The organism is Bacillus sp. ISL-4 (assembly GCF_018613275.1).
In the GTDB taxonomy this organism is placed as follows: Bacteria; Bacillota; Bacilli; order Bacillales; family DSM-1321; genus Peribacillus; species Peribacillus simplex_E.
In genome coordinates, this window is the sequence record NZ_JAGGQN010000020.1 from 32,917 (window position 1) to 58,815 (window position 25,899).

Below are 25,899 nucleotides of genomic sequence, written 5' to 3' on the forward strand. Positions count from 1 at the left end.
CACTTAGTAAAATTCACTGCTTCTTTTTTCCTTATTTATTGTACTTTTTGTACCAATTTACAAAATGAGTTAAACCTTGTTCTATTGTTGTTGAAGGGTAGAACCCCACATCAGCATGCAAATCGGCAATATCTGCATATGTCTCCTTAACATCTCCCGGTTGCATCGGTAAGAATTCTATTTTTGCCTTTTTTCCAATTAGTTTCTCTAATGTGATAATGAAATCCATTAATTTTATGGGATTATTGTTACCGATATTATAAATTTTGTATGGAGCATAGCTTGAACTTGGATCAGGGTTAGCTCGATCCCATCCAGTATTATAAACCGGTGGTTTATCAAGTAATCGGATTATTCCTTCAACAATATCATCAATATAAGTAAAGTCTCTTCTCATATCTCCATTATTAAAAACCTTTATTGTTTTCTCTTCAATAATATTTTTAGTAAAAGAGTAATAAGCCATATCAGGTCTCCCCCATGGACCATACACCGTAAAGAAACGGAGTCCTGTGGTTGGAATATTATATAAATGACTATAAGTATGAGCCATTAATTCATTAGACTTTTTAGTGGCAGCATATAAACTCACTGGATGATCCACTGGGTCTTTGGTTGAGAAGGGGATATTTGTATTTGCTCCATATACAGAACTGGAAGATGCATAAATTAAGTGCTTTACATTATTTTGTCGACAGACCTCTAAGATATTTACAAATCCAACCAGGTTGGAATTAACATAAGAATCCGGGTTGTCTATGCTATAACGTACTCCAGCCTGAGCAGCTAAGTTGATGACTATATCAATGGTTCTGTCTTTAAATAATTGATTTAACTTTTCATTATTAGACAAATCCAATTTGTGGAATTCAAAATCAGGGTTTTCTTTTAATATCTTGAGTCGATTGTTTTTTAAAATAACATCATAATAATCATTAATATTGTCTACTCCTATAACATTGATATCTAGGGTTAACAAACGTTTTGTTAAATGGAAACCAATGAATCCTGCAGCCCCTGTTACTAAAATGTTCATAACATTAATTCCAATCCTTTCTATTACAATAGGATTTTGACACCTTTTTGGAACACGAGTAAGCATTATTTATATATTTATACTTTTGACCCTTACAGCAACAGAACAAAGTTCACTATGACGGATATAAAGAGGAAGCAAACTCAACATCTTCATTGTGGAGAGACTTACGTACGTTTTATTCGTAATTCACGAATGACATGATATCCTTTTTCGCTTTAAGCCTTATGAGTTTTTCACTCTTATACCCGCTAAGAACAAGCATTTACGAATGAAGTTTAAGCTAAAACAATCTTGGAAACCGTTGAAAGCAAAATCATCATAGGTTTTGATATGCTCTTTTTTTGTGATAACTAAAACCTCAACAAAATAGGCGTAATACCTTTTTTCGTTAGATTCCAGTTACATAACTATGACTATACAAGCTTATTATCATTTTCAGTTAATGGGATTGGCGTTTTTGTCCATTCAGCATACGTACCAGGATCTATCGCCTTCACTTGTTCCAAAAAAGAATCTAAAAAATTTCTTTCTCGCAGGTCTTTAAATAACTCGAGTGGCCTTTTTTGTTCACGTGAAAACGAGTACACATGATCGACTAATTTAAAACCATTCCTGGTTATGATAATATGCCGTAATGGGGCATCAATTTGTTTGAAACCTGATTTTTCCATTGTTTTTAATATATTGAGTAATCGTCTTGTTATGTCCTCAGAAAGTACAGATTGTTTTTTAAGAAACGTATTTAAATCTGGTCCTAATAGATATTCCATTAAAATATAATTTGGTCCTGTTTCAAAGACTTTCGGGATAAAAGGCAAGTCTTGACTTGATAAAAGAACCATTTTTTCCTGATTGGCATGTTCAGTTTTTCCGTAAAGTTTAACGCATGCGTCTTCAGACACTCGATAAACAGCACCTTGATGCCCTTTTCCAATGAGAGTTTGTGTTATAGCGCTATCCACTTTTACTCCATTACCTGACCCTCCTGAGAGGACGGGAATGTTTCTAAAGTCCAAACTATTTTGATTGAAATAATCCTCCCACTCATTGTAGGTGTCCGGTTCAATTTTTTTCACTTGGGCTAAAAAAGATTCCTTTAAAAGGATTATTTTTAAATCTCTTAATAATTTTAATGGTACAGGGTGCATCCTTTTAAAGGAATTTACATGGTCAATCACCTTAAGTTCCTCATTACCAACGACAAAAATATGTCGTAGGGGAGCATCTATCATGGTGAATTTTGCTTGTTTTAATTCTTTTAATATATAGAGAAGTTTCTTTACTATAGAATCAGGGATATACGTACAATTTCTCAGATATTCTTTTAAGGTTGGCGCATTAAAATATTCCATGACTATATAGTTTGGACCTGTTTCATACACCAATGGCATAAAGGGTAGATGTTTTCCAGCTTTAAGAGCTTCTTCCTCCATTTTCGCTTGTACGGGGTCTGAATAGATTTTTACACATTTATCTTCTGAAAGTTTAAATACTGCACCTTGAGCACCCATTCCAATCAGCGAATAGGTAGTGGGATTGTGAATTTCCAAAGATTTTTCACCTTTGGTTACAGTAATGGTTTTAAAATCCTCCATGATCTCCTCCTAACTGCTCATCTATGGGCTTATATTGAAACTGTGGAATTTTATTAAGGGCTTTTTTGACTTTTTCGGCTTTTTGAGCCTTTTTTTCTTTTTTACGAGATGCTATTTTTTCATATTTAGCTTTCTGTTGAATTTTAGCTTTTTTGTCATTTTTATTAGATGCTACAAGTTCATCTTTGACTTTATCTTTTGTCTGCTGTTGAAGCTGCTGAAACTGTTGGAGCTGTTGGAGCTGTTGGAGCTGCTGGAGCTGCTGGAGCTGCTGGAGCTGTGGAAGCTCTTGAAGCTGTTGAAGTTGTTGGAGCTGTTGGAGCTGTTGGAGCTGTTGGAGCTGTTGGAGCTGCTGGAGCTGTTGGAGCTGCTGGAGCTGTTGGAGTTGTTGGAGCTGTTGGAGCTGCTGGAGTTGTGGAAGCTGCTGTAGCTGTTGAAGCTCTGGAAGCTCTTTAAGCTCTGGAAGCTCTTTAAGCTCTTTAAGCTCTGGAAGCTGTTGGAGCTGTTGCATATAAATAAGGGCTTTTCTGGCTAAATCGACTTTTTTTCTAGGCGCAATTGTTTCGCCATCATACTTGCCTTGCTGCTGAGGCTGTGGAGTTTTCTTAAGGGTTTTTTTATCTATTTGGCGAGTTGTTACTGAATATTGTTTACCTACTTTATAAGGGGCTACAAGTTCATCATAAAATTCAGCTTGTTGTTGAAGCTGATGGACGAGGTTAAAGTTTTGTTCGACTTTTTGACGAGCAGCTACTGTATATGTTTCCCATATCTCTCTGTTAGTTAGCATGAATTCAAGAGCATCTGCCAGTTCATCTACATTGTTTTCTTGTACTAAAACCCCCTCTTTATTGTTGGTTATTAATTCAGGGATCCCGGCATGATTGGTCGAAATCACTGGTACCCCAATCGCCATAGCTTCTTTTAATGTGTTAGGTATACCTTCTACATCTCCATCGGCAGCTTCTAAGCTTGCGGCGCAGAATATATCCGCATTAGTCATTTGTTCTCGTACTTGATCTTTAGGGAGATGATTCAATAAACGAAAAGAGTCACCTAAATTAAGTTCATTTGCCAATGAAATGAGGTGTTCTTCAAGCTCCCCCCTTCCGATAATCGTAAGGGTTGCATTTGGAAATTTACCTCTTATTTTTTGAAAAGCTTGCATTAAGATGTGATGTCCTTTTTTTTCCACCAACCTACCGATGGATAAAATGTTTTGAGAGCCCCCTTTATGGGGAGTCCGGTAATTGAATTCGTTAAGGTCAACGCCCCCATAGAGCACTCTGATTTTTTCTGAAGGACAACCCCAAGCGATCAACCTATCTGCCAAATACTGACAAACTGGTAAAAAACGCTCACCTCGATCAAATAGCTTTTTCATGTTATCTAGATAGCCAATGGGCTGATTAGCTAGGGTTGCATCCCTGCCTCTTATACTAGTTACCAACGGAATGTTTGTTTCCTCTTTAAAAGGAAGTAATAACATCCCTAATTGACCATGGTGAGCATGTAAGAGGGAGATATTATTTCTTTTCACATATTCTTTCGGTGAGAAAATTTCATTGAGATAATGAACTTTCTCATTCAAAAGGGAAAGATCTATCATATACTTAGGTTGTCGTACCATATGGATATAATCATAATTAGGAACTTCTCGAATCTGTGAGATATATTGGGTCGGGTCGACTCTTAAATTCAGATGCATAACTGTGTGCAAATAAATGATCTCCTTTCATGCATAGTAAGCAAATTCCCTGGACCTTTTCAAGTATATTATGCAGGACTCTTTAGGTACGCATGGACTAATAACATACAGTAAAGCTAAATGGCAGAGAGTGTGCGTTTGCCTAATACAAAGGGTGGATTGAAGTAAGTGCCATTACACAAGATCATTTGCAAACAATGGATCGATGAAAATATTTCTTCCATTTAAAGAAATATAAAAAAGCACCCAAGAACTATCAAAGGTGCTGCATTGCCAGTTTGAACCTAAAATATGTCTTTTAAGAATCATGTTCGGGTTAATGAAGTGTTAGAAAATGTTTTCACTTTATGTCATACCAATAACAATTGCTGGTCTTCCTATTGGGTAATATTCAATTTTCTTGCACGCTCTGATTCGATCTTCTTCAAGACAATTTCTGCCATCAAAAACAATCGGGTGTCTCATTGTATTCATCAATTTCTCCAGGTCTAATTGTCTAAACTCATTCCATTCGGTAACAATAAATACAGCATCCGCATCCAATGTCGCTTCGCTGACTGAGCTGGCAAATCTAATTGTATCCCCTAATATCTTCTTCGCATTTTCTATTGCCACCGGATCATAAGCTACCACTTCTGCCCCAAGTTTGGTTAATGAACGCGCAATTTTGATGGATGGAGCTTCCCTCATATCGTCTGTCTCTGGCTTGAAAGCAAGACCAAGCATTGCAACCTTTTTCCCTTTTAAATCCCCCAAGCGATTTATCGCTTTCGTTACAAGGATTTCCTGTTGAAAATCATTAATCGCTATTGTTTCTTTTAACAGGGAAAAATGTACTCCATTTAACTTGGCAGTATGAAGCAACGCTTTAACATCCTTTGGAAAACAAGATCCTCCATAACCAATACCAGGCTGTAAAAAAGATTCTCCAATCCTTTTATCTTTTCCCATTCCCTTTGCTACATCTTTAACATCTGCACCTACTGCTCCGCATAAATTGGCAACTTCATTGATAAAGCTAATCTTAGTCGCCAAAAAGGCATTAGAAGCATACTTAATCATTTCAGCACTCCTAATACTTGTTAGTATAAATGGTACATTTAAAGGACGATACATTTCTTGGACTTTCTTAGCCGCCTCATCATTTTCAGAACCGATGATGATTCTATCTGCTTTCATCGTATCCATAACGGCTGATCCTTGTCTTAAAAATTCAGGATTTGAAACCATATTAAAGGTGACCTTATCGTTACAAAGTTCTTCCATAATTTTTTTAATAAAATCATTCGTACCAACTGGCACAGTACTCTTTATAACGACTACTGAACTCTGCACTAGGTTCGCAGCGATATCCTTCGCGGCTTGCACGATATACGATAAATCTGCTCCCCCATCCTCCATTTGCGGTGTACCTACGGCAATGATGATAATCTCGGCACCATTTAGCGCCTCTCGATGAGATGTTGTAAACAGCAGTCTGCCCGCTGCGGCATTTTGAGCAAGCAAATTCTCCAGACCCGGTTCATATATTGGAGAAACCCCTTGACGTAAACTTTTAATTTTCTGTTCATCTGTATCGATACAAATGACACTATGCCCTATTTCGGACAAACAAACACCAGTGGAAAGCCCGACGTAACCTGTACCCAAAACGGCTATTTTCATATTATTCAAGCTCTCTCTTTATAATCTGAAGGTTTTCTTTCTTATTTACATCCGTTAAATAGGAAAGTACCTCATCTCTTATATCATCCCTGCGTAAAGCAAAGTCGATTGTTGCTTTAATGAATCCAACTTTATCACCAATATCATATCGGTTTCCCTCAAAGTTATATGCTAATACGGCCTGTTGCTTATTTAGCTCATTTATGGCATCAGTAAGTTGTAATTCATTACCATGTCCAACGGGAAGCTTTGATAGTGTTTCAAAAATCTCAGGTCTAAAAACATAACGCCCCATTATCGCATATCTTGAAGGAGCCTCTTCCCTTTTCGGTTTTTCCACCAAAGAATCGATATGAAAAAGGTTAGGCTCAATCATTGTCCCTTTTGGCTTAATAATTCCATATTTACTGACATCATTTTCCGGTACATTCTGAACAGCTACGACGGAACTGTTGCAATACTCAAAAACACTGATGATTTGTTTCAGACAGGGTGTTTTAGACATAACGATGTCATCCCCTAACAAAACAGCAAAAGGTTCATTTCCAATGAAGCTTTTAGCACAGAGAATTGCATGTCCTAGCCCCATCGGTTCCTTTTGGCGGACATAATAGATATTTGCCAAACTAGATATTTTCTGAACTTCCTCTAAAATATCTAGCTGATTTTTTCTTAAAAGTGCATCTTCCAACTCATAGGATTTATCAAAATGATCCTCTATTGATCTTTTTCCTCTACCGATTATGATAATAATTTCCTCTATACCCGAAGCTACTGCTTCTTCAACAATATATTGAATCGTTGGTTTATCAACAATCGGCAGCATTTCCTTAGCCTGTGCTTTTGTTGCAGGCAAAAATCGGGTCCCAAGGCCTGCGGCCGGAATAATGGCTTTTCGGATTTTCATAAGCTGCCTCCCTTTGTCATTCATTAATCCTTTATATGCATTAGGACAACTTCCGGTCTAGTTAGTAGCCCAATTAGTTCTTTTTTATTTAACGGGGACCAGTAGGCTATACATGCAAGAATCCCAAACTGAATGTGGACGGGCGTCGTAACCTGACAGTTAGTGCCAAATTAAAAACTCCATTACACTTTTTATGCAATGGAGTTATCATGGTTTTGGTGTAAGGGTCGAAAATACGATTTGGATAAAACACTGTGAGCTTTTTTAGCGGCATTGCAGGCGAACGATTTCCTTTTTTTCTTTCTTTGAAAAACTCCAGCTGTCAGAAATGAGGGCAACAATTTCATTAATTAATATAATTGGGATCGCAAGTCCCTTTTTTAGTGCCAAATTTATAAGGGGTTTTAATACCTTCCGTTCCCCTTTATATCAAAATATATGATGGACTGTATTCATGATTTTGAGGGGGGAGTTTTACTATTAAGTTCTTAATCTAATATTTAAGAAAACCATAAAAAGGGAGGTTTATTCTCCTCCCCTTCCATTATTAATTAAATGGTTTTCAGGCGTGATAACTATGAGTGCGATATATGTTGAAATGGATATAGTTTAGGCAAGTTTATTAACCTAAATCAACAACTCTTATCATCTTAGTAGGGGTTAAGGCAACACTACTACTTTCTCCGTAAATGAAGAGCAAAACTTGGCATATTGGATACTTTTACAATGAATCAATCCGCACCATTTACAACCATCGGCTGGTCCCATGGGCGCCCTCGACGCAAAGGTTTCGAATTCTGCAGGAAAACTCCCTACACCAACTACTTCGATATATTTGAAGTTGGTTTCCTTACCCTTTTGAAGAAACTCAAATAATTAGGGATGTACATTTGTCGAACAGGATTGGGCAATACTGTGAAACCGGGCCTCCGTGCCGGGGACCTTGCTCCGACTAACCACGCGATAGATCCTGGCATCATTTCCAACCTTCTGTCACCATACGCTACATAGGAAGGTGTTACTGAAGAAGAAACAAACAATACACTAAAAACATTAGCGTTTTCATTAAAAAATGACGCATTCAACACGTTCGTAAAAGTTAATGTAAGTTCTTAAAACTAGGTCGTACTTTTACGAACGTTAAAAATGGCTGTTCAGGCGAAAACGCCTCCGTTCCCGAACGTGTGTACTTTCATGAACAGAGAACCATGAAAGATACGTAAAGAAACCGTACCTTTTTACAGTAGTATTGGGTGGCGACTATACTAGTTTTCAAATAAAAAAGAAGGGGCCATTTCAGCCTCTTCTTCTTTATTCAGTTTCATCTTCATTTTTATTATTACTACTGCTATTTGCTATAAACATTGCAATCTCCGCCTTTTCATCTAAATCTAAATCAAGTGTATCGATTATGCTAAAAGGCGATTTTAACTGGAGGGGTTGTGGTTGTGAAATCTTCGTTATTTCATGTAAGATTTTATTTGAAGTTTGATCTTGTTGTTTAATTAACTGATTCTGAAGTTGAATCTGAAGTTCCTTCTGTTGTTGTTCTTGGAGTTGGAGTCGGGCTTGAATATTTTCTAGTGGTTGTAAAATCTTCGTTATTTCGTGTAGGATTTTATTTAAAGTCTCATCTTGTTGTTTAATTAAATGATTCTGAAGCTGAATCTGAAATTCCTTCTGTTGTTGTTCTTGGAGTTGGAGTTGGACTTGAATTTTTTCAAATATACGGTTAAAGTCTTCATGCTTTTTATCATCTTTCTGACCCTTCTTAAATTTCTTCATTTCGTCTTCCTTGTATTTATCTTTTCGATCATTTTCACCCATTAGGTTCCCACCTTTTTCACTATTTATTGTTATGGAAGCATACTTGAATTTCATATTGTGTAAAGTAAAATCGTTTCCTCAATTGACATCATATTCACCTTTATGTTTCTAGAAATTCTTTTGTTGCAGAACCAGTTTACGGACAATCGGTGATAGCTATTTCGCCATTTCCTAGTGTTGTTGTCGACATGTATGTGTTGCCGTTTCCGATATAATTACAGCAATGTTCTTTTAATTTGTATCGTCCACATTGATGGTGTACGCAGGAGGAGCACCTAACATACCAGGGGTGTCGGTATTCCTTGGCACGTTATTTTCACAGTGCTACTCGGACAACTTGGAACTGTATTAGTAGTTGCCGTGAAAGTCAATGAAGGGACAACAATTGATCCACCGTAATCAAAGAAGTTATTAGTTGGTGTGTCCTTAAAACAAATTGAAGCTTCTCTGCCTCAGCATTGTTGCTGGGAGCGAGGTCTAATTCTTCAAGGGTAATGGAAGCCAAAAAGAACGGTACAGCCTTTAATGGGAAAACGGTTGGTGTAATATTAGGGGTGTTTGGAAAAAATGAGCTCTCTTTTTATTTAGGAATCCATACATGAGTACTTTGTTATTTCCCTGGACAGAGATCTTAAATAGATAAACAACTATCACCATTCTTTTTATAGGTATTCAACACACCTTTGAATGACTGAGCGTTTGTCATGTATGGACGTTAAACTTATACCACCTTGCAAAAAAATTTAAAAAAAACACTTTATAAAAGAAAAAATCGTTATCCGTTTATAAAAATATAATTTTACGAATATTGTAATTCGTCCTTAAAACTGCCGTTTTTTACGTTCGTTACAGTATATGAGACTTGGCTACGGGTTGGGGACCTTTTTTGACTTGCCACACTATAGATTCCAGACCTTATAGCAAAAAAATAAAATTCGCCGGAACAAAGAAGGCAAAACGGAAAAAATTCGCGACATGAATATCGCGAATTGCTTCCAGGAGGTCTATGATTATATGCAACACGTCTAGAGTCCTAACTTATTCCCATTTAAGAAAGGGACACCCCATTTTATCCTGCTCAGGCTGCCAGCAGTTAATTAGACCGCAGAGTTCATTGGCGCGGAACATGTCGGCAACCATACCTTTCGGAAAAACGTTAGGCTATTGGTTTTACAAAGCCTATAAGGATATTGCCATGCTGCAACCGATCTTGCATCATTCCCATCCATTTATCACTCTACACTACATAGGTATTACCGAAGAAGAAACAAGCAATGTACTAAAGACATTTTAGCGTTTTCATTTTTAAAAAATATAAATGCCGTACTCAAAACGTTCGTACTTTTACGAACGTTAACAATGGGTGTTCAGGAAAAGCGCCTCCGTTCCCGAACGTGTACATTACGAACGGGAGTAACAAAGCATACTGCGCATTTCGCGAATTTTATAGTCTAAGAGAATTCATCCTAAAAAGTCGAACTCCTTTACGTTAAAGAATCGACTTTATTCTTTTAGCTTTTCCTGCCTGTACAACATAATTGGTTTTGTGAGGAATACATCATAAATTTTTTTGACGTATGCCATACTTGCACCGGTTAGAGCCTTTGCGGAAGCCAATTCCCCCATATTGACCTACTATCGGATAGGTTTCCTATATCGCATTAAAATCGATATTTTTCTGCCATTCTTCATATGATTCAGGATCGATTTTCTTTGCTTGTTCCAGGAATGAATCCAATAACCCCAATTTCTTTAGATCACGAAACATCTTCGGATTATATGGGTCATTCATTGTGAGGCCATCTGAATGATCGATTGCTTTCAGCACATTTCCCTTTGTTACAACAAAATGTCCGATTGAGGTCTTGATTCTACTAAATCCAACTCTCTTTAGTTCCTTTCGAATCATTATGATTTGTTCTGTAAACGATTCGGGTATATCTTGCTTTCCTTTCAAATAATCTTTTAGATTGGGACCTTTTAAATACTCCATAATGACATAGTTTGGTCCGACTTCATATAACCTCGGAACAATATGAGTTTCCTTCGCTGCTTCAAGTGCTTTCCCCTCTTTAGTTGCTGCATTGGGATTGACATAAATTTTTACGCAAAGATCTTCATCAAGCTGAAAAACTGCACCTTGACTTCCTTCCCCAATTAATTTTAATCTGGTTGGATTATGAATAATAAGTCCCTTTTTACCGTTCTTTTCTATTCTCTCAACCTTTATTGATTTAAAATCATCCATCTAATCTTGCACCTCTTTTCTTCTTTTTAATAACCATAACCTATAATATGAAATCATCGATTAGTTGCTTTAGGTTAATAACACACTTTTTCACAAAATTAAGTCATACCCTCTTTTACAGGGTTCTTAATGATGAAAAGGTCCTAAAGGAAAGCTTTTCCCAGCATTTCTTCAGTGCTTATGCTCATATACGTACAATTAAAAACTTCACAAAAAACATACAAATATATGTACTTGTCCGTTTCAAGTCCTTTCCATTTTGCATTTAATAAAAAAGAGGAATAACCAGAAAGAAAATGATCAATGATCAGAAAGGAGACTTGAGATGGGATACATTGAAGATTTACGTGATCTCGTTGGGACCAGAGCTTTGATACTTACTGGGGTTACCGTTTTGGTTATCGATCAGAACAGCCGTTTTCTGATGGTGCAATCCGATAAAATATGGAAATTGCCGGGCGGCTTTATCGAATTAGGAGAATCTGCGGAAGAGGCATGCAGGCGTGAAATTTTGGAGGAGACGGGAATTAACATCGGTAACCTTCAATTAATTGGCGTTTTTTCAGGGAAGGACTATTTTACGAAGCTGCCTTATGGTGATCAATACTTTTCAGTCAACATTGCTTACGTGACCGAAGACATACTCAGCGGAGATTTAAAACCTGATGATATAGAGATACAAAAGGTTCAATTTTTTAAATGGGCCTCCTTTCCGAAAGAATTAACTGAACGAGATCGACAAATATTTCAAAGTTTTATCGAAAATTTGATTTCAGAGGGAAGGAAGTGATTGAAGTAGTGAAGACAATCGCTTTTTACATTAGAGAACCTGTTAAAATAAATCAAGGATTTATGTACAATCAGATCATTATGTTGGATCAATATCGGCCTATTGTTATAGGACCTTACCCAAATAGCGACAATGTTCAATATCAGTTTGAACATTATTTTAATTTGAACGAAATTCAAGACCTTGGAGCCTTCCTTAAGGAGCAAAATGTCGTGGCGATTCACGCTCATCAAGGGAAACATTCCATCGATATTCTTCCAACAGCTTTAGAATATGATATTCCTTTGATTGTGCATTTTCGGGGACGTGATTCATCCACTCAAACATATAATAGATTTCGCAAAAATGTCCTCCGATATCAAAGTTTAGTAAAACATGGAGCAGGTTGTTTTGCTGTTTGCCATTTTCTTGCAGATGAATTAAAAAAATTAGGATTTAAAGAAGATAAAATACATGTATTATATGGCGGTCTAGATTTAGATTTATACCCATATGTCCAACGTTCCCTACCTAAAGAAGGTGAAATCCGAATCTTGTCTGTAGCCAGGCTTGTCGAGAAAAAAGGATTTTTTACGCTTTTAAAGGCTTTTCAACGGATTCATCAAGAATACCCAAGAACGACACTGCACATCATTGGGACAGGCAAAGATGAAGAGAAACTAAGAGTTTTCATTGATGAAAACCAATTAAACGAACACGTTTTTCTTAGGGGGCCAATGGATTCTAACCAAATTTCCAAGGAATTAAAAGATTCCCATCTCTTTTGCCTTGCCAGTGAAACGGGCGAAGATGGCGATGTAGAAGGAATCCCAAATGCATTAAAAGAAGCCATGGCAAGCGGTTTACCAGTCATCTCCACCTTTCATGGAGGGATCCCGGAATTGATTGAGCATAAAAAAACAGGATACCTTGTTCCTGAGAAAGATGATATAAAATTGGCTCAAGGTATAAAATATTTCCTGAGTCATCCAAGAGTATGGAAGAGATATACCAGAAGTGCAAGACAGGTTATTGATGATAATTTTGATTTAAAAAAACAAATCATCGAACAACAAAGGCTATACAGCTTAATGGAAAAAAATAACGGAGTTAATTGACATAGTCAAAGTAAATGATTATGTGCTCAGTGAATAGCGATGTTTCTTCCTCCTTTTGTCCCCCTCGGACTAGTATATATCCCAGATAATTCATAAAAGTACTCCTAAATCACATTCCAAAAAATACAAATTTAGTTCAAAATACCCATACACGAGATCGGACAATAAGCAATTTTCATTGTAGTACAGGAAGGTGCTATTTTGTCCATTTGATTGATCATGGAACATGTTTGGTTGGATATCATTGGTCTGAAAAAACGCTTACCCAGAATATGAAATACGATATCCCTTACCAAAAAACTAACCGTTGGGGCTTCTCTATGCTAAAAAAATTGTACCCCTTCCAAACGAATCAACTATGAAGTTACCCAAACTATCCCTGTAGAGGGCGGGTTCCCGAAAGAGTAAAGTAAGCGCTGTATAAATTTCTTTTAGAACAAAAGGTCATTTACCGAATCTTATAACCAATTTCATCGAACAACGCAAGAGCAATATGGTTAATAAAAAAGACAAGGTAAAAAAGAAATAGAGCTAGACAAATATTTTTAAAGGAGATAAAGTGATATGGCAAAATATCCAGTTCGATATGTACAAACATTAAGGGGCGGAACCGCACATGTCATTCTTTTCAGCGATGGTAAAGAATATGTCGTGAAGTGGTTCGATACTAAGAAAGAAAGAGAAAAAGAAGTGGTCAATGAATACCTGATCGGCAAATTGGCAGAGCTCCTTTCACTTCCCGTTATCCCATTTGATCTTGTATATATACCGGAAGAATTTATCAAGAAAACTCCTGAATTACAATCCACTATATACAACTATAGTTCTGGATACCAATATGGCTGTGTTTATATTAAAAACAGTACAGTTTTCGAAAATGTTAGAGAGAATCCTCCCACTAAGACGGATGTTAAAAACCGGGATATGCTAGCCGGTATAACGGTATTCGACCAATGGGTAAATAACTCTGATCGAGGTACGATGAATGTCATTTTGGAAAATCTCAGTGATGGTGGCTATTATGTCCATATGATTGATCATGGCAGAGTTTTTCCGGGACGTTACCAATGGTCAGCTCAAACGCTGAAAGAAACACCGGTATATAACTACCATTGGCCTTTTTATAAATGGGCCTTCTCTCTTCTCGATGATCACACAGAGCTTACATCGTATATTGAAAAAATAGTGAAATTGCCGAACAAATCGATCTATCAAGTGATTGAATCACTCCCAAAAGAGTGGAATGTGAGTACGAAGGATAGAGATGCTCTCTACAAGTTTCTTTTAGAACAGAAAATCAAATTGCCAGATATCGTTGATCGTATCATCCAGCATCATAGCAATCCAAGATAACGCTGGTTTTTTCCCCAGAAAAAAGTAACTCCTTATTAGCTTTAAAGGAGTTACTTTTTTATCTATAAATCTTTCCATTCCATATAGGATTCGGGATCTATTTCTTTTAACTCTTCCAAGGACAATGGTAATAGACCCAACTTTTTTAAAACTTTGAATATCGAATCTGGCCTGTTTCGATTCCTTGTATAGGAGCTATAATGATCAATTACTTTTAATTCCTCATCTTTAGTTACACAATAATGTGGCGCAAATAGGCATCCATTCTGGTAAACTTTATAGTTTTGCCCCACCTCATAAACCCGTGGAATAGTGGAAGACCCTTTTGCAATTCCCCCCCTCTTTAATGGCACATTCTTGTTTTGCTCAAATTTTCACACATTTGTCTGAAGAAATTTTTAAAACGGCCCCTTGCGACCCCTTACCATTCAGCGGAAACGAAGTACGGATTTTTTATTACATCTACCTTTTTAATCCCTTTAGTAACACTGATAGATTGAAAGTCCTCCGCTTTCGTTCACTTCCTTCACATTTCCTATCATCCATTTCCTTTTTTCATTTCTCTAAGTTTCTTGAGCAGCTTATTACAAAAGAAAATATGTTTCTTTTTTTGAACAGAAGAAAATAAATTCACGTATGAATTTTGGTGAAAATACTCACATGAATATCTTTATAAAGTGACTTGTGCATATTGTGAGCTTACTATATTTTATGTAAAAGATTAGAGTTTGTCATAGTCAATCGCAAGATCACCAGTAATTTTTACTGGTCCACCTCATAATCGGAGCACTGTTAGCAAGAACTATGTAACAGTTATATAACAAGGTTCATGGTATAATTAACATAGTAAAACGCTTACAGTAGTAATTTAATCTAATTGTTCGGAAAATTCATTCTATTAGGAGTCGATGAAAGTTGACGGTGGAAAATAAAATAAGTAAAGAACAAACTATTTTTAATCATATTGGAAATAAAATCAAAACGGAAGACCGAGAAATTAATGTAATTGCTAGAATAGATGAACCACTAATTGTAATATTAGGGAATGTTTTGAGTGACGAAGAATGTGACGGACTTATTGAATTGTCAAAAGACAGAATGAATCGTTCCAAAATTGGAGTTAAACACGAAGTAAATGAGATAAGAACGAGCAGTAGTATGTTTTTTCAAGAAAATGAATATGACATCATTACCAAAATTGAAAAAAGGATTTCAACAATCATGAATATACCCATTGAACATGGAGATGGTATTCAAATTCTTAAATATACTCCTGGGCAAGAGTATAAAGCTCATTATGATTTTTTTACATCCTCAAGTAAAGCAGCAAAAAACAATAGAATTAGCACAATCATCATGTACTTAAATGATGTGGAGCATGGGGGAGAAACTTTTTTTCCTAAACTGAATTTTTCAGTGTCCCCGCGAAAGGGAATGGCTGTGTATTTCGAATACTTCTATAACGACAAAAATCTAAACGAACTAACTCTACACGCTGGAGCACCCGTTATCACTGGTGAAAAATGGGTTGCAACACAATGGATGAGGAGACAAAAATAGTCTGCAGCTTGATAATGTGTAAACGATTGACTTTAAAAACCTCAATTTTAGGTGCCTTTGTTTATTAGGCACCTATTTGTTCATTAGGATTCTGTTTATTAAAAATGGCCAAACGATGAAATCAAAAAAAGAATGATCAATAGTCTAAATTTACACTGGTTGGTCTCTTTGAACTCCAATATTCCTGAGTACACCATTCATTTACCCTTAGTACTTTTTCTAAAATTATTGTAATCGGTCTTAATATAATGAAATACCTTCGCGTTGCCATTATGGTCTGGATGAGTTATTTTTAATAACCCTTTATATTCTGCTAATACTTCTTTATTGCTCGCCGTTTTAGAAAGCCCTAATTTTTCACTATAATCATTTGATTGAATAGTGGAGTCAATATTGTAATTGTTTCTGATGTTTTCTTTTAATATTATCAATTCATTACGTAATTCAATATTTTCTTTTAATAAATCCTTTGTTTCATTTTGTAATTCACTCTTCTCATTCTTTAGTATGGCAACTTCCTTTTTGAACATATCCCTCTGCTGCATCAATATTCTTTTTGCAGTCTCATGAAGTTCTTCAATACCTTCTATATGCTTATCTTGAGCTTGTATTTTTAATTTTAATCGGTGTATGATTTCGTCCTTATTTTGATCTATGATATCATTTATAGCCAGCTTTGAAGCTGAGCCCTCGCTTATGTAACCATTGTCTCTCTTTCCGTTTCCAGAGTATTTAATCTTACCTTCGCGAAGCCAGCGACTAACAGTTTGTACACTATTACTTTCTGTTACTCCTGCATCTTTTAACATTTCAAATGCTTGATCTGTGCCATCCATTATGTAACCGGTTTTTCTATTCTTGTTTCCTCCCTCATATTTAATCTTACCTTCACGAAGCCAGCGTCTTACAGTTTGTATACTGCTACTTTCTGTTTCTCCCGCATCCTTTAACAGGTTGAAAGCTTGATCTGTGTTCACATTGTTCCCCCTTTCCCCTTATTACGCAATGTAATGTTACTCGAATGATAATAGCCTATTAAAAGGAATCTATTTTTCAACGAATGCGACTAATTTGTATGTCAATGTTTTAAATAATAGCATAGCCATTTTCTAAACAAAGAACAAATAGATGAAAAATATATGACGAATATCACAGAGAGATAACGATTAGGTATCAAAATTAAAAGTGTGAAACCAGAAATAAATTATCGGTAACTACTAAAGTCATGATATCAATGGTGGAGTACAGTTATTATGAGCAATATATACACTCAGATTGAATCCTGGATCATTGGATAGTGAGAACGAACACTACATTATACATAAACATGATGTTATCTTACATGCTATCTACCGTGCGGGATGATTTTTGGCTGCATATGAAAAGAGATAAGAATCATACCAATAATCCCATAAGGAGTACCGCAAGCAATAAGTGGATTTACAACGTTAAGGAAATTCCAATATTAAAAATCCCAATCTCTCAGTGATATAAATGAGAAATTGGGATTTATTTATTCATCAATTACGATTTAAGTTGCAACTAAAAGACACTAAAACAGCCGCTATTTCCATGTTGATATTATTTATCTAGAGAAAATTATTGTTGACCCTCTGTATAAACTTGAAAGGTTACGCCGAATTTGTCTGATACAATCCCATAAGCAGGGCTGAAAAAAGCTTCCTGCAGCGGCATTTTCACTTCTCCACCTTGCGACAAAGTTTCAAAGATTCGTTTTGATTTTTCAATATCATTAATTGAAATACAGATTGTGACTTGATCTCCAGATTGACTGGTTCGACCTGGAAACGTATCGGAAAACATGAGGTCCGTTTCCCCAACCTTTAACATTGCGTGTGCCACAAGATTCTTTGCTTCTTCTGGCAGAGGAAATTCTGGGTTTTCTGGCATTTCTCCAAAAGTTTGATTAAAAACGACTTTTGCATCCAATGCTTTTTCGTAAAATTGGATCGCTTCCTTTGCATTTCCGTTCATCATTAAATATGGAGATAATCGCATTGTCATAATTAAATAGCTCCTTTTGCTTTGATTTTTTACAAAGCTTGAGAAATTTCCAAGCTTCCTTTTGAGCTGGTCAGTGGCAATAACCACTATACCATTATTACCCATGAATGCATTTTATAACAAGGAACATTTGTTCGTCAATGGAATTTTACTGAAAACTATCAATTTTTATATGTTAACCGTTGAATTGAAAATTCCAAGGTGTTTGGTCAAGACTTGCAGTATTGTCATTTCGCAAAGTATTTTACGATAATGCACTCATGGAAAACTACTTTTGATTACCAAAATCTGATTTGATTTATTATCGGTTTTTCTAACCATGAAGCATTTCAAACAAGAACAAGGAGAAAAGAAAAAGGCATGACCCCAGTAGATTGCCGGTTTCATGCCTAAAGACTGTTTAAAAAGTGTTTAATTTTTTGGGATATCGTTTATCCTAATTAACTTGCTATCATTTCTGAATCTTGTCCTTTTTTAAGGCTTGGTAATTTAGAGTCTATAGATAGGAATCGGCTTCCATTCATTACTAGGTGAAGTGCAATAATCATAAGAACGAGATCCAGTTCGTACCCTGTACCTTCTCCATTCCCCATAAAACCTGCTGGGAATTTCACATAAACAATTGCTCCAGCCATGATGAAAACAAGGAGGGCAGAAATTATTCTTGTTCCAAGACCTATAATTAAAGCAATTCCTCCAACCAATTCAATAACACCTACTACATAGGCCATAAATCCTGGAATGCCTATACTTTGAAACCATCCTGCAGTGTTTTCCAATCCACCTTTGAATTTTGACAAACCATGCAAGAAAAATGAAATTCCCAACATAACTCTTAATAAAAAGGTACCGATCTCTTGTTTATTCATGTCACATCTCCTTTTTTTATTTCACACTACAAAGTGTAGTGTAAAGTGGTAAAAAAATCAAGTGAAAGTCATCCGACAATCACTATAGTCATCCCCAGAAGTAAAACCAAAACATAAATTGAAACGAAAATCGTGGTAGTTTCAGCCCTCAAAGGAATTGATTTATGGGGATCAATTAATTGCTGAAGTCTATAGTTAACTGATTCATTGGAGAAGTGGACAAGAACAGGAGAGGATTTATCAGTGCAACCATATTTAATTAACTTCAATAAAGCGGCACTTATGCCTAATTCAGTCCCCATTTTATTAATCGCATTTTCGTCGGCTGATAATTCACTTATTATTTTGTAATTTTTATGACACCATTTTGTCAGTGGGACAAACCATAACCCATCTGAGATCAACTGTAAAATAAAGATTACCAGCGGATCGTATTTTTTTTGGTGAAAGGCTTCATGCTCCACTACCGCTTCTAGTTCACCTAAGTCCAATAATCGAATTAAACCAGTACTGAACACAATGAAAGGCCGCCTGAAACCAAGCGTAAACGCAAGAGGCTTTTCAGTGTTCACAACTAAGATATCTTTGTTGACCCGATTGAATGTTTCATTTATGGACCTTGTCATATCAACGTTTTTTGAAAGAAAAAGCTTTTGTTTAAATCTTCTGGATAAGAAGTATTGCTCTGCAATTTTGAATAATGTGCTCAATATACTATAGGATATTATTATACTGAGCAGGGTGACGACCACAAAGTAGTATACTGAATCTTCCTTGAATAAACTAAAACAAAATTTAAAAAAGTTGGCTTTAATATTCACACCAAAAAAGATATGTACTAAAAACGCTCCCATTTGGCACCATACTATACAGGCAATTAAAAGGCTCAGGCTTATCACAAAATAAGACTTTCTCTTCCACATTATAATTTATCCTTTTTTAACGATTGGATTTTTTGTTCCAATTTTTCAATTAAACCTTGATCAGCGTCTTTCATGGCATCCAGCATATGGCTTATAACCGCCCCACCAAATTCATCCAGCAAATTCTCAGTCAGTTTCTTTGACTGCTCTTCTAAAAACTCCGCTTTGGACTGCACCGGGCGAAATAATGAAAGTCTCCCTTCAGACCTCTTTTCAAGAATGCCTTTTTCTACTAAACGATTCATGACGGTCATTACTGTGTTGAAATTGATAGGTTTGTCAAGTTCCAATGATTGCTGAACCGATTTAATACTCTGTTCATCTTTACCCCATAAATATTCCATGATATTAGCTTCCAATGGACCAAAGAAACGATTCAATCCAACTTCATCATATTTAAAATTTTTAATATTCATCCTTTACCACCTCCCACTACAAATTGTAGTGGAAATCCTTGTTACAATCAAGTTTCATCCGGAAGAATAATATCACGGATTTCTATAGATTGACTTTTCAGGTCCCTATTGTTCTTGCTTTACCAAGTTCCTCTGGTTCTCCACCTCTATTACACTCCACTCCTTTTTTCAGCAGCAAATGTTCATCCGTTCCTTTTTCCTTATTAGCAGGGATCAAAATTTGCAAATAAATAAAAAACGAGCCTATTGAAGGCTCGTTTCACTGATTAATAGTTTCTCTTTGTGCAAATGTCTCTATTTCATCAGAATTATAAAAATGATATCCTCTTACCGTCGTTTGGGCCGCAGCGTACATTGCAGCAGCTACTTTGTTTGCTTCTATTGCACGATATGAGCGTATAGGGCCCACAAAGACATATTTAGCAAAATTACTTATCAGCCCAGAAATCTTATCACCTGCCCTGAATTCCTTGCGTTCTCCAAGAAGTAAGGAAGGGCGGAATATATGTACAGTATTCAATTCCAAGTGTTGTATTGTTCCTTCTACATCGCCTTTAACACGACTGTAGAAAAACTTTGATTTGGAATTCGCTCCCATTGCCGTTATGACAAGTAATTTTTCAACATTGGCTGTCTTTGCCATTTTAGCTGCTTCGATAACATAGTCATAATCCACTTTACGAAAAGCTTCCTTCGATTTAGCCTTTTTGATCGTTGTACCCAAACAAATGAAAACATCGCTGACTTTGAACAAACCGGCGTACTTGGATAAATTATCGAAATCCACCACATGGCCTATGCACTTGGCATCCGTGATTTTCATTTCGCTTCTTGTCAGTAAATGGATTTCACTATAGATTTTGCTGTTGCTTAGCTCTTTAACCAACTGGGTGCCAACCAAACCTGTAGCCCCTAAAATCAATGCCGTCTTATTAGTCATGATTCCCTTCTTTCTATAATTGGCACCTTACTATCAACCATATCCTTTTTAACGATAACCGAGCATAATACGACTAAGATAAATGATTTACTTGATTGAAATCATTAATTATCCAAGAGTCGACTTCAAATCTAATCGTACTCAAACATGCATTGAACAATCGCATTTCGTTGGATACGATTGACTCATTTGACATCAAGCGTAAAATAAAATGAATGACGGCTCCATGTGCAACAAGTATGACTTTCCCCTCAGGATACTCCTTCTGAATTTCCTGGAGTCCATTCATCAGTCTGTTTCGTAAAGATTCCTGAATTTCTTGATCTGGATATTCTTTATTCACGAATGCTGACTCCCTTTCAGCTGCTGTCATTCCTTCAGCGACGCCAAAATTCTTTTCAATGAATTCCATTTTTTCAATAACCGGGACTTCAATATAATGCGAAATGATATCTGCCGTTTCCCTTGCCCTTTTTAAAGGGCTTGAAATAATTACATCCCAATCATCTTTTGACAAAAATTCACCACATTGCCGTGCCTGTATCTTTCCGAGTTCATTTAAAGGAATATCAGTCTGCCCCTGCAGCTTCCCTAGTGCATTCCAATCTGTTTGACCATGCCGTACTAAACAAATAGTAGTAATTGTCCTCAAACCCCTCTAAGTAAATTGTTATTTCTTCACTTCTTCAATGATGGAATGTCCTTCAGTCTGTTCGAGATCTGACCATTTCCATTTTTCATGCAAACGTATCCTTCCATCAGGCAACATTTCAGGGGTGGAAAGACAGCTGCCTCCTCTTATTTCTCCTTTTTCATTGATATGATTATACCTGAATTCCAGAGTTCCATCCAGATTGACAAGCCCTATTAAAGTCCCTTTAACAATCTCTCCGCCCTGATAACTTGCTGAAAGAATTGAGCCTTCTTGTGAATAGTGGAAGGAAGTATTTCCTGACACTTCTCCATTTTCAGAATTGACTTTAGCTTTGAATATCCGACCATCATAATTAAACATCATCATTCCCCCATATGAATTAATAAGGATAATGATACCAAATTATTCAAAAAAAGAATATTGAAAAATATTATGGGATTTTAATTCTGTTTCGATGGAAATGACACAAAAAATACATAATATTCCCCATTGAATTCCACTATTATATTGTGGTTAGATTATGAAAGATGTTACTTATGGAATGAACAATCCCCAAGTTGAAACGTCTAATTAAACTGGAAGATGTTGGTGAGGTGCTCAAGTGAAAGAAATACTTCTGATTCTACTATTACAACTTATTTATGTTCCGATTTACACGTTGCGAACCATTTTCTTAGTAAAAAATATTACCATACTTGCCTCGATACTTGGTATAGCAGAAATGTTAATATACGTTTTTGGTTTATCCCTAGTATTTGGCGGTGACCAAAGCATACTCGCCATGGTTGTATATGCAGTCGGTTTTGGAATCGGAATAATTTTTGGTACGAAAATTGAGCAAAAACTTGCCATCGGTTTTATTAATGTAACCGTTAATACTCAAACCAAAAATGAACATTTGGTAGATACACTGAGGAACAACGGATTTGGTGTAACTCTTTATACGGGCGAGGGCAGGGATAGCAACCGTTATCGTATGGAAATTTTGACAAAACGCAATCGGGAACAAGAATTGATAGCAACCGTTGAAAAGTTTGAACCTAAGGCTTTCATCATTTCATATGAACCACGTTATTTTAAGGGTGGATTTTTATTGGACCGGTTGAAAAATAAAGCAAGCTGAATGAAATGTAAAAGCCCATCTTTTCAAGATGGGCTTTTGCATTATTTCCTTTTTGATTTTCTGATCTTCACTGCCCTCGTTATCGGTTGTTTTTTAATCCACTTTAAGTATTTTTTTAATTCTTCATCATCTTTCAGCAATAGCACGCTATTCAGCCGGATGGCCAGCTCTCGGTTTGAATACAGGGCGTGAATCTGTTTGTGACAAGATTTACAGAGATAGGCAATGGGTAAATGGCTGCCGCCTAATTCTCTAGGTGTTAAATGATGGATGGTCAGTTCTATCTCATCCCTGTCACAAAGCTCACAAGTACCTTTCATCTCATTACTCGTCCATTATGGCTTTACGGATTTTCCTTCTTCAACAATATGAAACATCAAATGGGCAAGATGGTGTATTGGTCCATACTCTTCATTGTCATCATCTTCTTCATTCTCCACTTCCACTTCATCCATCCCTTGTAAATAAAGTGCCATGAACTCATAAAAATCATTTTTAGAAAAGGAGTAACAATCACTTGGATCCTGACTATCTTCTTCATACTGTAAAACCAGATGGGATAAATCACCTTCATCATCTTCAGCATCAAAAAAAACGAAATACCCGATATTTGTATCCAGTTCAAATAATCTACGAAAACCGCGTGATGTTGATTTTTCAAACTCAGCCGACGTCAATTTTTGCACTTGCATGCTGTCTACATTATCTTCCTGATGAAAGCCCACGATAAATGTGTTCATAATCTAACCTCCTGTTGAATTTGGATAACCATAGTATCCCCATTTAACCGGATTTATTCGATTTAGAAATTTGCTTCCAAGACAACAGGGCAATGATCGCTGCCCATGACATCGCAGTGAATGTTAGCCTCTATTAAGGAATCTGCCAAACGTTTTGAAACAATGAAATAATCGATTCTCCACCCGATATTCCGCTCTCTCACTTTAGCCATATATGACCACCAACTATAGGCACCTTCCCGGTCCGGATAAAAATGGCGAAAAGTATCGATAAACCCTGCATCAAGTAAATCAGTCATCTTTCCACGCTCTTCATTAGTGAAACCAGAATTCCCAATATTGGTTTTTGGGTTTTTTAAATCAAGCTCAGAATGCGCGACATTAAGGTCCCCACAAAAGATAACCGGCTTCACCACGTCCAGTTCCTTAAGATAATTTATCATCCCATCTTCCCATTCGAGACGGTAATCAAGCCTTGATAAATCCCTTTTTGCATTGGGTGTATATACATTCACCATATAAAATTTCTCGAATTCCAGTGTTATTATCCTGCCTTCCGGCTCCTCGTTCAGCTCCCCTACACCATATTTCACGGAAAGCGGTTTTTCCTTCGTGAAAATGGCTGTACCGGAATATCCTTTTTTCAATGCATAATTCCAATATTGATGGTACCCTTCCAACTCAAGTGAAATCTGCCCTTCTTGTAGCTTAGTTTCTTGAAGGCAAAAAATATCTGCATCCACATCTTTAAAGTAATCTAAAAATCCTTTTTTTACACAAGCCCTTATTCCATTCACATTCCAGGAAACCAATTTCATATTTTCTTTAATTCTCCTTATGGCCAATTAATTTCTTTACATTTCAACTATACTATTTATCTGCTTTTTTTCCCATTAGAGTACATTCGAAAACAATCTGGCAAATGATTCTTTTGAACGTTCCAGTAATCCACGCCTGTTATAAACGATAGGATCAAGTTTATCACTATCCCCCATATCCTCTTTGTAATGAATGATGAGATCTTCAATGGAACGGCTGCCCATAAGAAAGACATTGACTTCAAAATTCAGATGAAAACTTCTCATATCCATATTTGCCGTTCCTATGGAAGCCATATCACCATCAACGATAATAAGTTTCTGATGTAGAAAACCCTTTTTATACAAGTATACCTCTACACCGAATTGTAGCAGCTCCCCGAAATAGGAGCGACTCCCATATTGGGTTAAAAACCCATCATTTACTGCCGGAACCATAAGCCTAACTTGTATCCCCTTAATTGCGGCATGTTTAATGGCTGCTTTAATCGCTTGATTAGGTACGAAGTATGGACTTGCAATCCAGATTGATTCAGTCGCGTTTGTGATAAGTGAATAGTAATAATCACTCATGATTCCCTGTTGTGTATCAGGTCCGCTTGCTACCACCTGAACGGCTCCATCCCCTTGTTCCACTTTATTCTTGAATTCTGGACGTTCTTGCAATACATCTTCCCCGCTGACATATTCCCAATCCAAAAGGAAAACAGTATGAAGCATAAATACCGCTTCACCTTTAAGTACCATATGTGTATCTCTCCAAAAGCCAATGTTTTTATTACGGCCCAAATATTCCTCTCCTACGTTTAAACCTCCAACAAAGCCAACTTCCCCATCTATGATGATGATTTTACGGTGATTCCTAAAATTAAACTTTTGATTAAAAAATCCGTGTTTCAGTGGCGAAAATGGATATGCTTTTATCCCGGCATTTTTCATCCGTTTAACTTCATTATTTGAAAGGCTTAAACTTCCGGCCGCATCAAAAATGAATAAAACTTCCACACCATTTTTTGCTTTTTCAATAAGTATATCTATAATTTCAGTACCAAGCCTGTCGGAACGAAAAATATAATATTCAATATGGATGAATTTCTCAGCTTTTTTTAACTGTTTTATGATTTCTGTAAACGTTTCATTACCATTTTTCAATACTTCCGTTTGCGATGATGTACTAATGATGGTCTCAGAAGCATTTTTGGCAAAAGCTGCAAATGATTGCTGATGATTATTCAAGAACGATAAATCTGGAGATGATACCTGTGTGACAAGACTCTTCCATTCTTCACGATCCTTTTTCCTTTTACTTCGAAATAAATACCCCTTTAAATAGAGCTGACCTGAGAATAGATAAAATACATATCCAAATACCGGGAAAAACAAGAGCACATACATCCACAAAAGGGTCTCGTGAGCAAATCTATTTTCAAGCATGAGTGAAAATATGGTAATAAACATGACTAAAATATATAATCCAATAAAAAATAGCTTCACGTCGAAGCTAACTTGAGTGAATAGGATCATATAGACTGAAGCAATTAAAATAAATAAAAATACAAATTCCATTCTTCTTCTTTTCATCTTTTCATTCTCCTACACAG

The 25,899-nt window shown here is 36.3% G+C and carries 27 protein-coding genes; 6 read left to right on the forward strand and 21 right to left on the reverse strand.

Annotated elements, in window-relative coordinates; genetic code table 11:
* Positions 1 to 31: 31 nt before the first annotated feature.
* The 8 genes from J7J00_RS15770 to J7J00_RS29045 all read right to left on the reverse strand — a co-directional run bounded on the left by J7J00_RS15770 (position 32) and on the right by J7J00_RS29045 (position 9,246).
* Complete coding sequence (locus tag J7J00_RS15770; protein ID WP_214792319.1) at positions 32 to 1,036, reverse strand: NAD-dependent epimerase; 1,005 nt, start codon at positions 1,034 to 1,036, stop codon at positions 32 to 34.
* A 416-nt stretch (positions 1,037 to 1,452) separates the two neighbouring features.
* Positions 1,453 to 2,634 (reverse strand): hypothetical protein, encoded by a 1,182-nt coding sequence (locus J7J00_RS15775; protein ID WP_214792036.1) that lies wholly within the window; start codon positions 2,632 to 2,634, stop codon positions 1,453 to 1,455.
* Positions 2,621 to 4,342 (reverse strand): glycosyltransferase, encoded by a 1,722-nt coding sequence (locus tag J7J00_RS15780; RefSeq protein ID WP_286201390.1) that lies wholly within the window; start codon positions 4,340 to 4,342, stop codon positions 2,621 to 2,623. Before J7J00_RS15780 ends, J7J00_RS15775 begins: the two co-directional genes overlap by 14 nt.
* A 345-nt stretch (positions 4,343 to 4,687) precedes the next feature.
* Positions 4,688 to 6,007, reverse strand: coding sequence for a UDP-glucose dehydrogenase family protein (locus J7J00_RS15785; protein WP_214792321.1), 1,320 nt, complete (start codon positions 6,005 to 6,007; stop codon positions 4,688 to 4,690).
* A gap of 1 nt (position 6,008) precedes the next feature.
* A complete protein-coding gene (gene galU / locus J7J00_RS15790) occupies positions 6,009 to 6,914 on the reverse strand; it encodes a UTP--glucose-1-phosphate uridylyltransferase GalU (RefSeq protein ID WP_214792040.1) in 906 nt (301 codons plus the stop codon).
* Positions 6,915 to 7,178: 264 nt separating this feature from the next.
* A complete protein-coding gene (locus J7J00_RS28145; RefSeq protein WP_286201391.1) occupies positions 7,179 to 7,304 on the reverse strand; it encodes a hypothetical protein in 126 nt (41 codons plus the stop codon).
* Positions 7,305 to 8,225: 921 nt separating this feature from the next.
* Positions 8,226 to 8,741 (reverse strand): hypothetical protein, encoded by a 516-nt coding sequence (locus J7J00_RS15795; protein WP_214792042.1) that lies wholly within the window; start codon positions 8,739 to 8,741, stop codon positions 8,226 to 8,228.
* Between the two features lie 367 nt (positions 8,742 to 9,108).
* On the reverse strand, positions 9,109 to 9,246 hold the full coding sequence (locus J7J00_RS29045) for an alpha-helical endospore appendage domain-containing protein (RefSeq protein WP_483861519.1): 138 nt from the start codon (positions 9,244 to 9,246) through the stop codon (positions 9,109 to 9,111).
* Positions 9,247 to 9,855: 609 nt separating this feature from the next.
* Between J7J00_RS29045 and J7J00_RS15800 the strand changes: the two genes are divergently transcribed.
* Positions 9,856 to 10,035, forward strand: a complete 180-nt coding sequence (locus J7J00_RS15800; protein WP_214792044.1) for a site-specific integrase — start codon at positions 9,856 to 9,858, stop codon at positions 10,033 to 10,035.
* A 357-nt stretch (positions 10,036 to 10,392) separates the two neighbouring features.
* Here the strand turns inward: J7J00_RS15800 and J7J00_RS15805 are convergent, their stop codons facing one another.
* Positions 10,393 to 10,989: a serine/threonine protein kinase gene (locus J7J00_RS15805; protein ID WP_214792046.1), complete on the reverse strand. Its 597-nt coding sequence runs from the start codon at positions 10,987 to 10,989 to the stop codon at positions 10,393 to 10,395.
* 325 nt (positions 10,990 to 11,314) lie between these two features.
* Here J7J00_RS15805 and J7J00_RS15810 point away from each other — a divergent pair, with 325 nt between their 5' ends.
* The 4 genes from J7J00_RS15810 to J7J00_RS15825 all read left to right on the forward strand — a co-directional run bounded on the left by J7J00_RS15810 (position 11,315) and on the right by J7J00_RS15825 (position 15,789).
* Entirely contained in the window at positions 11,315 to 11,779 is a 465-nt protein-coding gene (locus tag J7J00_RS15810) for an NUDIX hydrolase (RefSeq protein WP_214792048.1), read from the forward strand.
* Positions 11,776 to 12,876 (forward strand): glycosyltransferase, encoded by a 1,101-nt coding sequence (locus tag J7J00_RS15815; RefSeq protein ID WP_309487180.1) that lies wholly within the window; start codon positions 11,776 to 11,778, stop codon positions 12,874 to 12,876. Before J7J00_RS15810 ends, J7J00_RS15815 begins: the two co-directional genes overlap by 4 nt.
* Positions 12,877 to 13,440: 564 nt before the next feature.
* Positions 13,441 to 14,229 carry a HipA family kinase gene (locus J7J00_RS15820; protein ID WP_214792050.1) on the forward strand — a complete coding sequence of 263 codons (789 nt, stop codon included), beginning with the start codon at positions 13,441 to 13,443 and terminating at the stop codon, positions 14,227 to 14,229.
* A 915-nt stretch (positions 14,230 to 15,144) separates the two neighbouring features.
* On the forward strand, positions 15,145 to 15,789 hold the full coding sequence (locus J7J00_RS15825) for a 2OG-Fe(II) oxygenase (RefSeq protein WP_214792052.1): 645 nt from the start codon (positions 15,145 to 15,147) through the stop codon (positions 15,787 to 15,789).
* Positions 15,790 to 15,986: 197 nt separating this feature from the next.
* On the opposite strand, the gene J7J00_RS15830 is transcribed toward J7J00_RS15825, so the two are convergent.
* The 8 genes from J7J00_RS15830 to J7J00_RS15865 form a co-directional block, all read right to left on the reverse strand.
* Positions 15,987 to 16,766, reverse strand: coding sequence for a hypothetical protein (locus tag J7J00_RS15830; protein ID WP_214792054.1), 780 nt, complete (start codon positions 16,764 to 16,766; stop codon positions 15,987 to 15,989).
* A 622-nt stretch (positions 16,767 to 17,388) separates the two neighbouring features.
* Positions 17,389 to 17,814: a VOC family protein gene (locus tag J7J00_RS15835; RefSeq protein WP_214792056.1), complete on the reverse strand. Its 426-nt coding sequence runs from the start codon at positions 17,812 to 17,814 to the stop codon at positions 17,389 to 17,391.
* Positions 17,815 to 18,254: 440 nt separating this feature from the next.
* Positions 18,255 to 18,683, reverse strand: a complete 429-nt coding sequence (locus J7J00_RS15840) for a DoxX family protein (RefSeq protein ID WP_214792058.1) — start codon at positions 18,681 to 18,683, stop codon at positions 18,255 to 18,257.
* A 68-nt stretch (positions 18,684 to 18,751) separates the two neighbouring features.
* Positions 18,752 to 19,606, reverse strand: coding sequence for a M56 family metallopeptidase (locus J7J00_RS15845; RefSeq protein WP_309487181.1), 855 nt, complete (start codon positions 19,604 to 19,606; stop codon positions 18,752 to 18,754).
* Positions 19,606 to 20,022, reverse strand: a complete 417-nt coding sequence (locus tag J7J00_RS15850) for a BlaI/MecI/CopY family transcriptional regulator (protein ID WP_214792062.1) — start codon at positions 20,020 to 20,022, stop codon at positions 19,606 to 19,608. The genes J7J00_RS15845 and J7J00_RS15850 overlap by 1 nt, the downstream gene beginning before the upstream one ends.
* Before the next feature lie 259 nt (positions 20,023 to 20,281).
* Complete coding sequence (locus J7J00_RS15855) at positions 20,282 to 20,962, reverse strand: NAD(P)H-binding protein (protein ID WP_286201393.1); 681 nt, start codon at positions 20,960 to 20,962, stop codon at positions 20,282 to 20,284.
* 73 nt (positions 20,963 to 21,035) lie between these two features.
* On the reverse strand, positions 21,036 to 21,605 hold the full coding sequence (locus tag J7J00_RS15860) for a histidine phosphatase family protein (RefSeq protein WP_214792327.1): 570 nt from the start codon (positions 21,603 to 21,605) through the stop codon (positions 21,036 to 21,038).
* Between the two features lie 27 nt (positions 21,606 to 21,632).
* Positions 21,633 to 21,977 carry an avidin-fold protein gene (locus tag J7J00_RS15865; protein ID WP_141994412.1) on the reverse strand — a complete coding sequence of 115 codons (345 nt, stop codon included), beginning with the start codon at positions 21,975 to 21,977 and terminating at the stop codon, positions 21,633 to 21,635.
* Between the two features lie 241 nt (positions 21,978 to 22,218).
* Here J7J00_RS15865 and J7J00_RS15870 point away from each other — a divergent pair, with 241 nt between their 5' ends.
* On the forward strand, positions 22,219 to 22,740 hold the full coding sequence (locus J7J00_RS15870; RefSeq protein ID WP_034306915.1) for a DUF2179 domain-containing protein: 522 nt from the start codon (positions 22,219 to 22,221) through the stop codon (positions 22,738 to 22,740).
* Between the two features lie 41 nt (positions 22,741 to 22,781).
* Here the strand turns inward: J7J00_RS15870 and J7J00_RS15875 are convergent, their stop codons facing one another.
* The 4 genes from J7J00_RS15875 to cls form a co-directional block, all read right to left on the reverse strand.
* The gene (locus J7J00_RS15875) at positions 22,782 to 23,060 is read right to left on the reverse strand and encodes an HNH endonuclease (RefSeq protein ID WP_214792064.1); all 279 of its coding nucleotides are present in this window, start codon (positions 23,058 to 23,060) and stop codon (positions 22,782 to 22,784) included.
* A gap of 15 nt (positions 23,061 to 23,075) precedes the next feature.
* A complete protein-coding gene (locus J7J00_RS15880) occupies positions 23,076 to 23,480 on the reverse strand; it encodes a cytosolic protein (RefSeq protein ID WP_214792066.1) in 405 nt (134 codons plus the stop codon).
* A gap of 62 nt (positions 23,481 to 23,542) precedes the next feature.
* Positions 23,543 to 24,298 (reverse strand): exodeoxyribonuclease III, encoded by a 756-nt coding sequence (locus tag J7J00_RS15885; RefSeq protein WP_214792068.1) that lies wholly within the window; start codon positions 24,296 to 24,298, stop codon positions 23,543 to 23,545.
* A 75-nt stretch (positions 24,299 to 24,373) separates the two neighbouring features.
* Positions 24,374 to 25,879: a cardiolipin synthase gene (gene cls, locus J7J00_RS15890; RefSeq protein ID WP_214792070.1), complete on the reverse strand. Its 1,506-nt coding sequence runs from the start codon at positions 25,877 to 25,879 to the stop codon at positions 24,374 to 24,376.
* Positions 25,880 to 25,899: the final 20 nt, after the last annotated feature.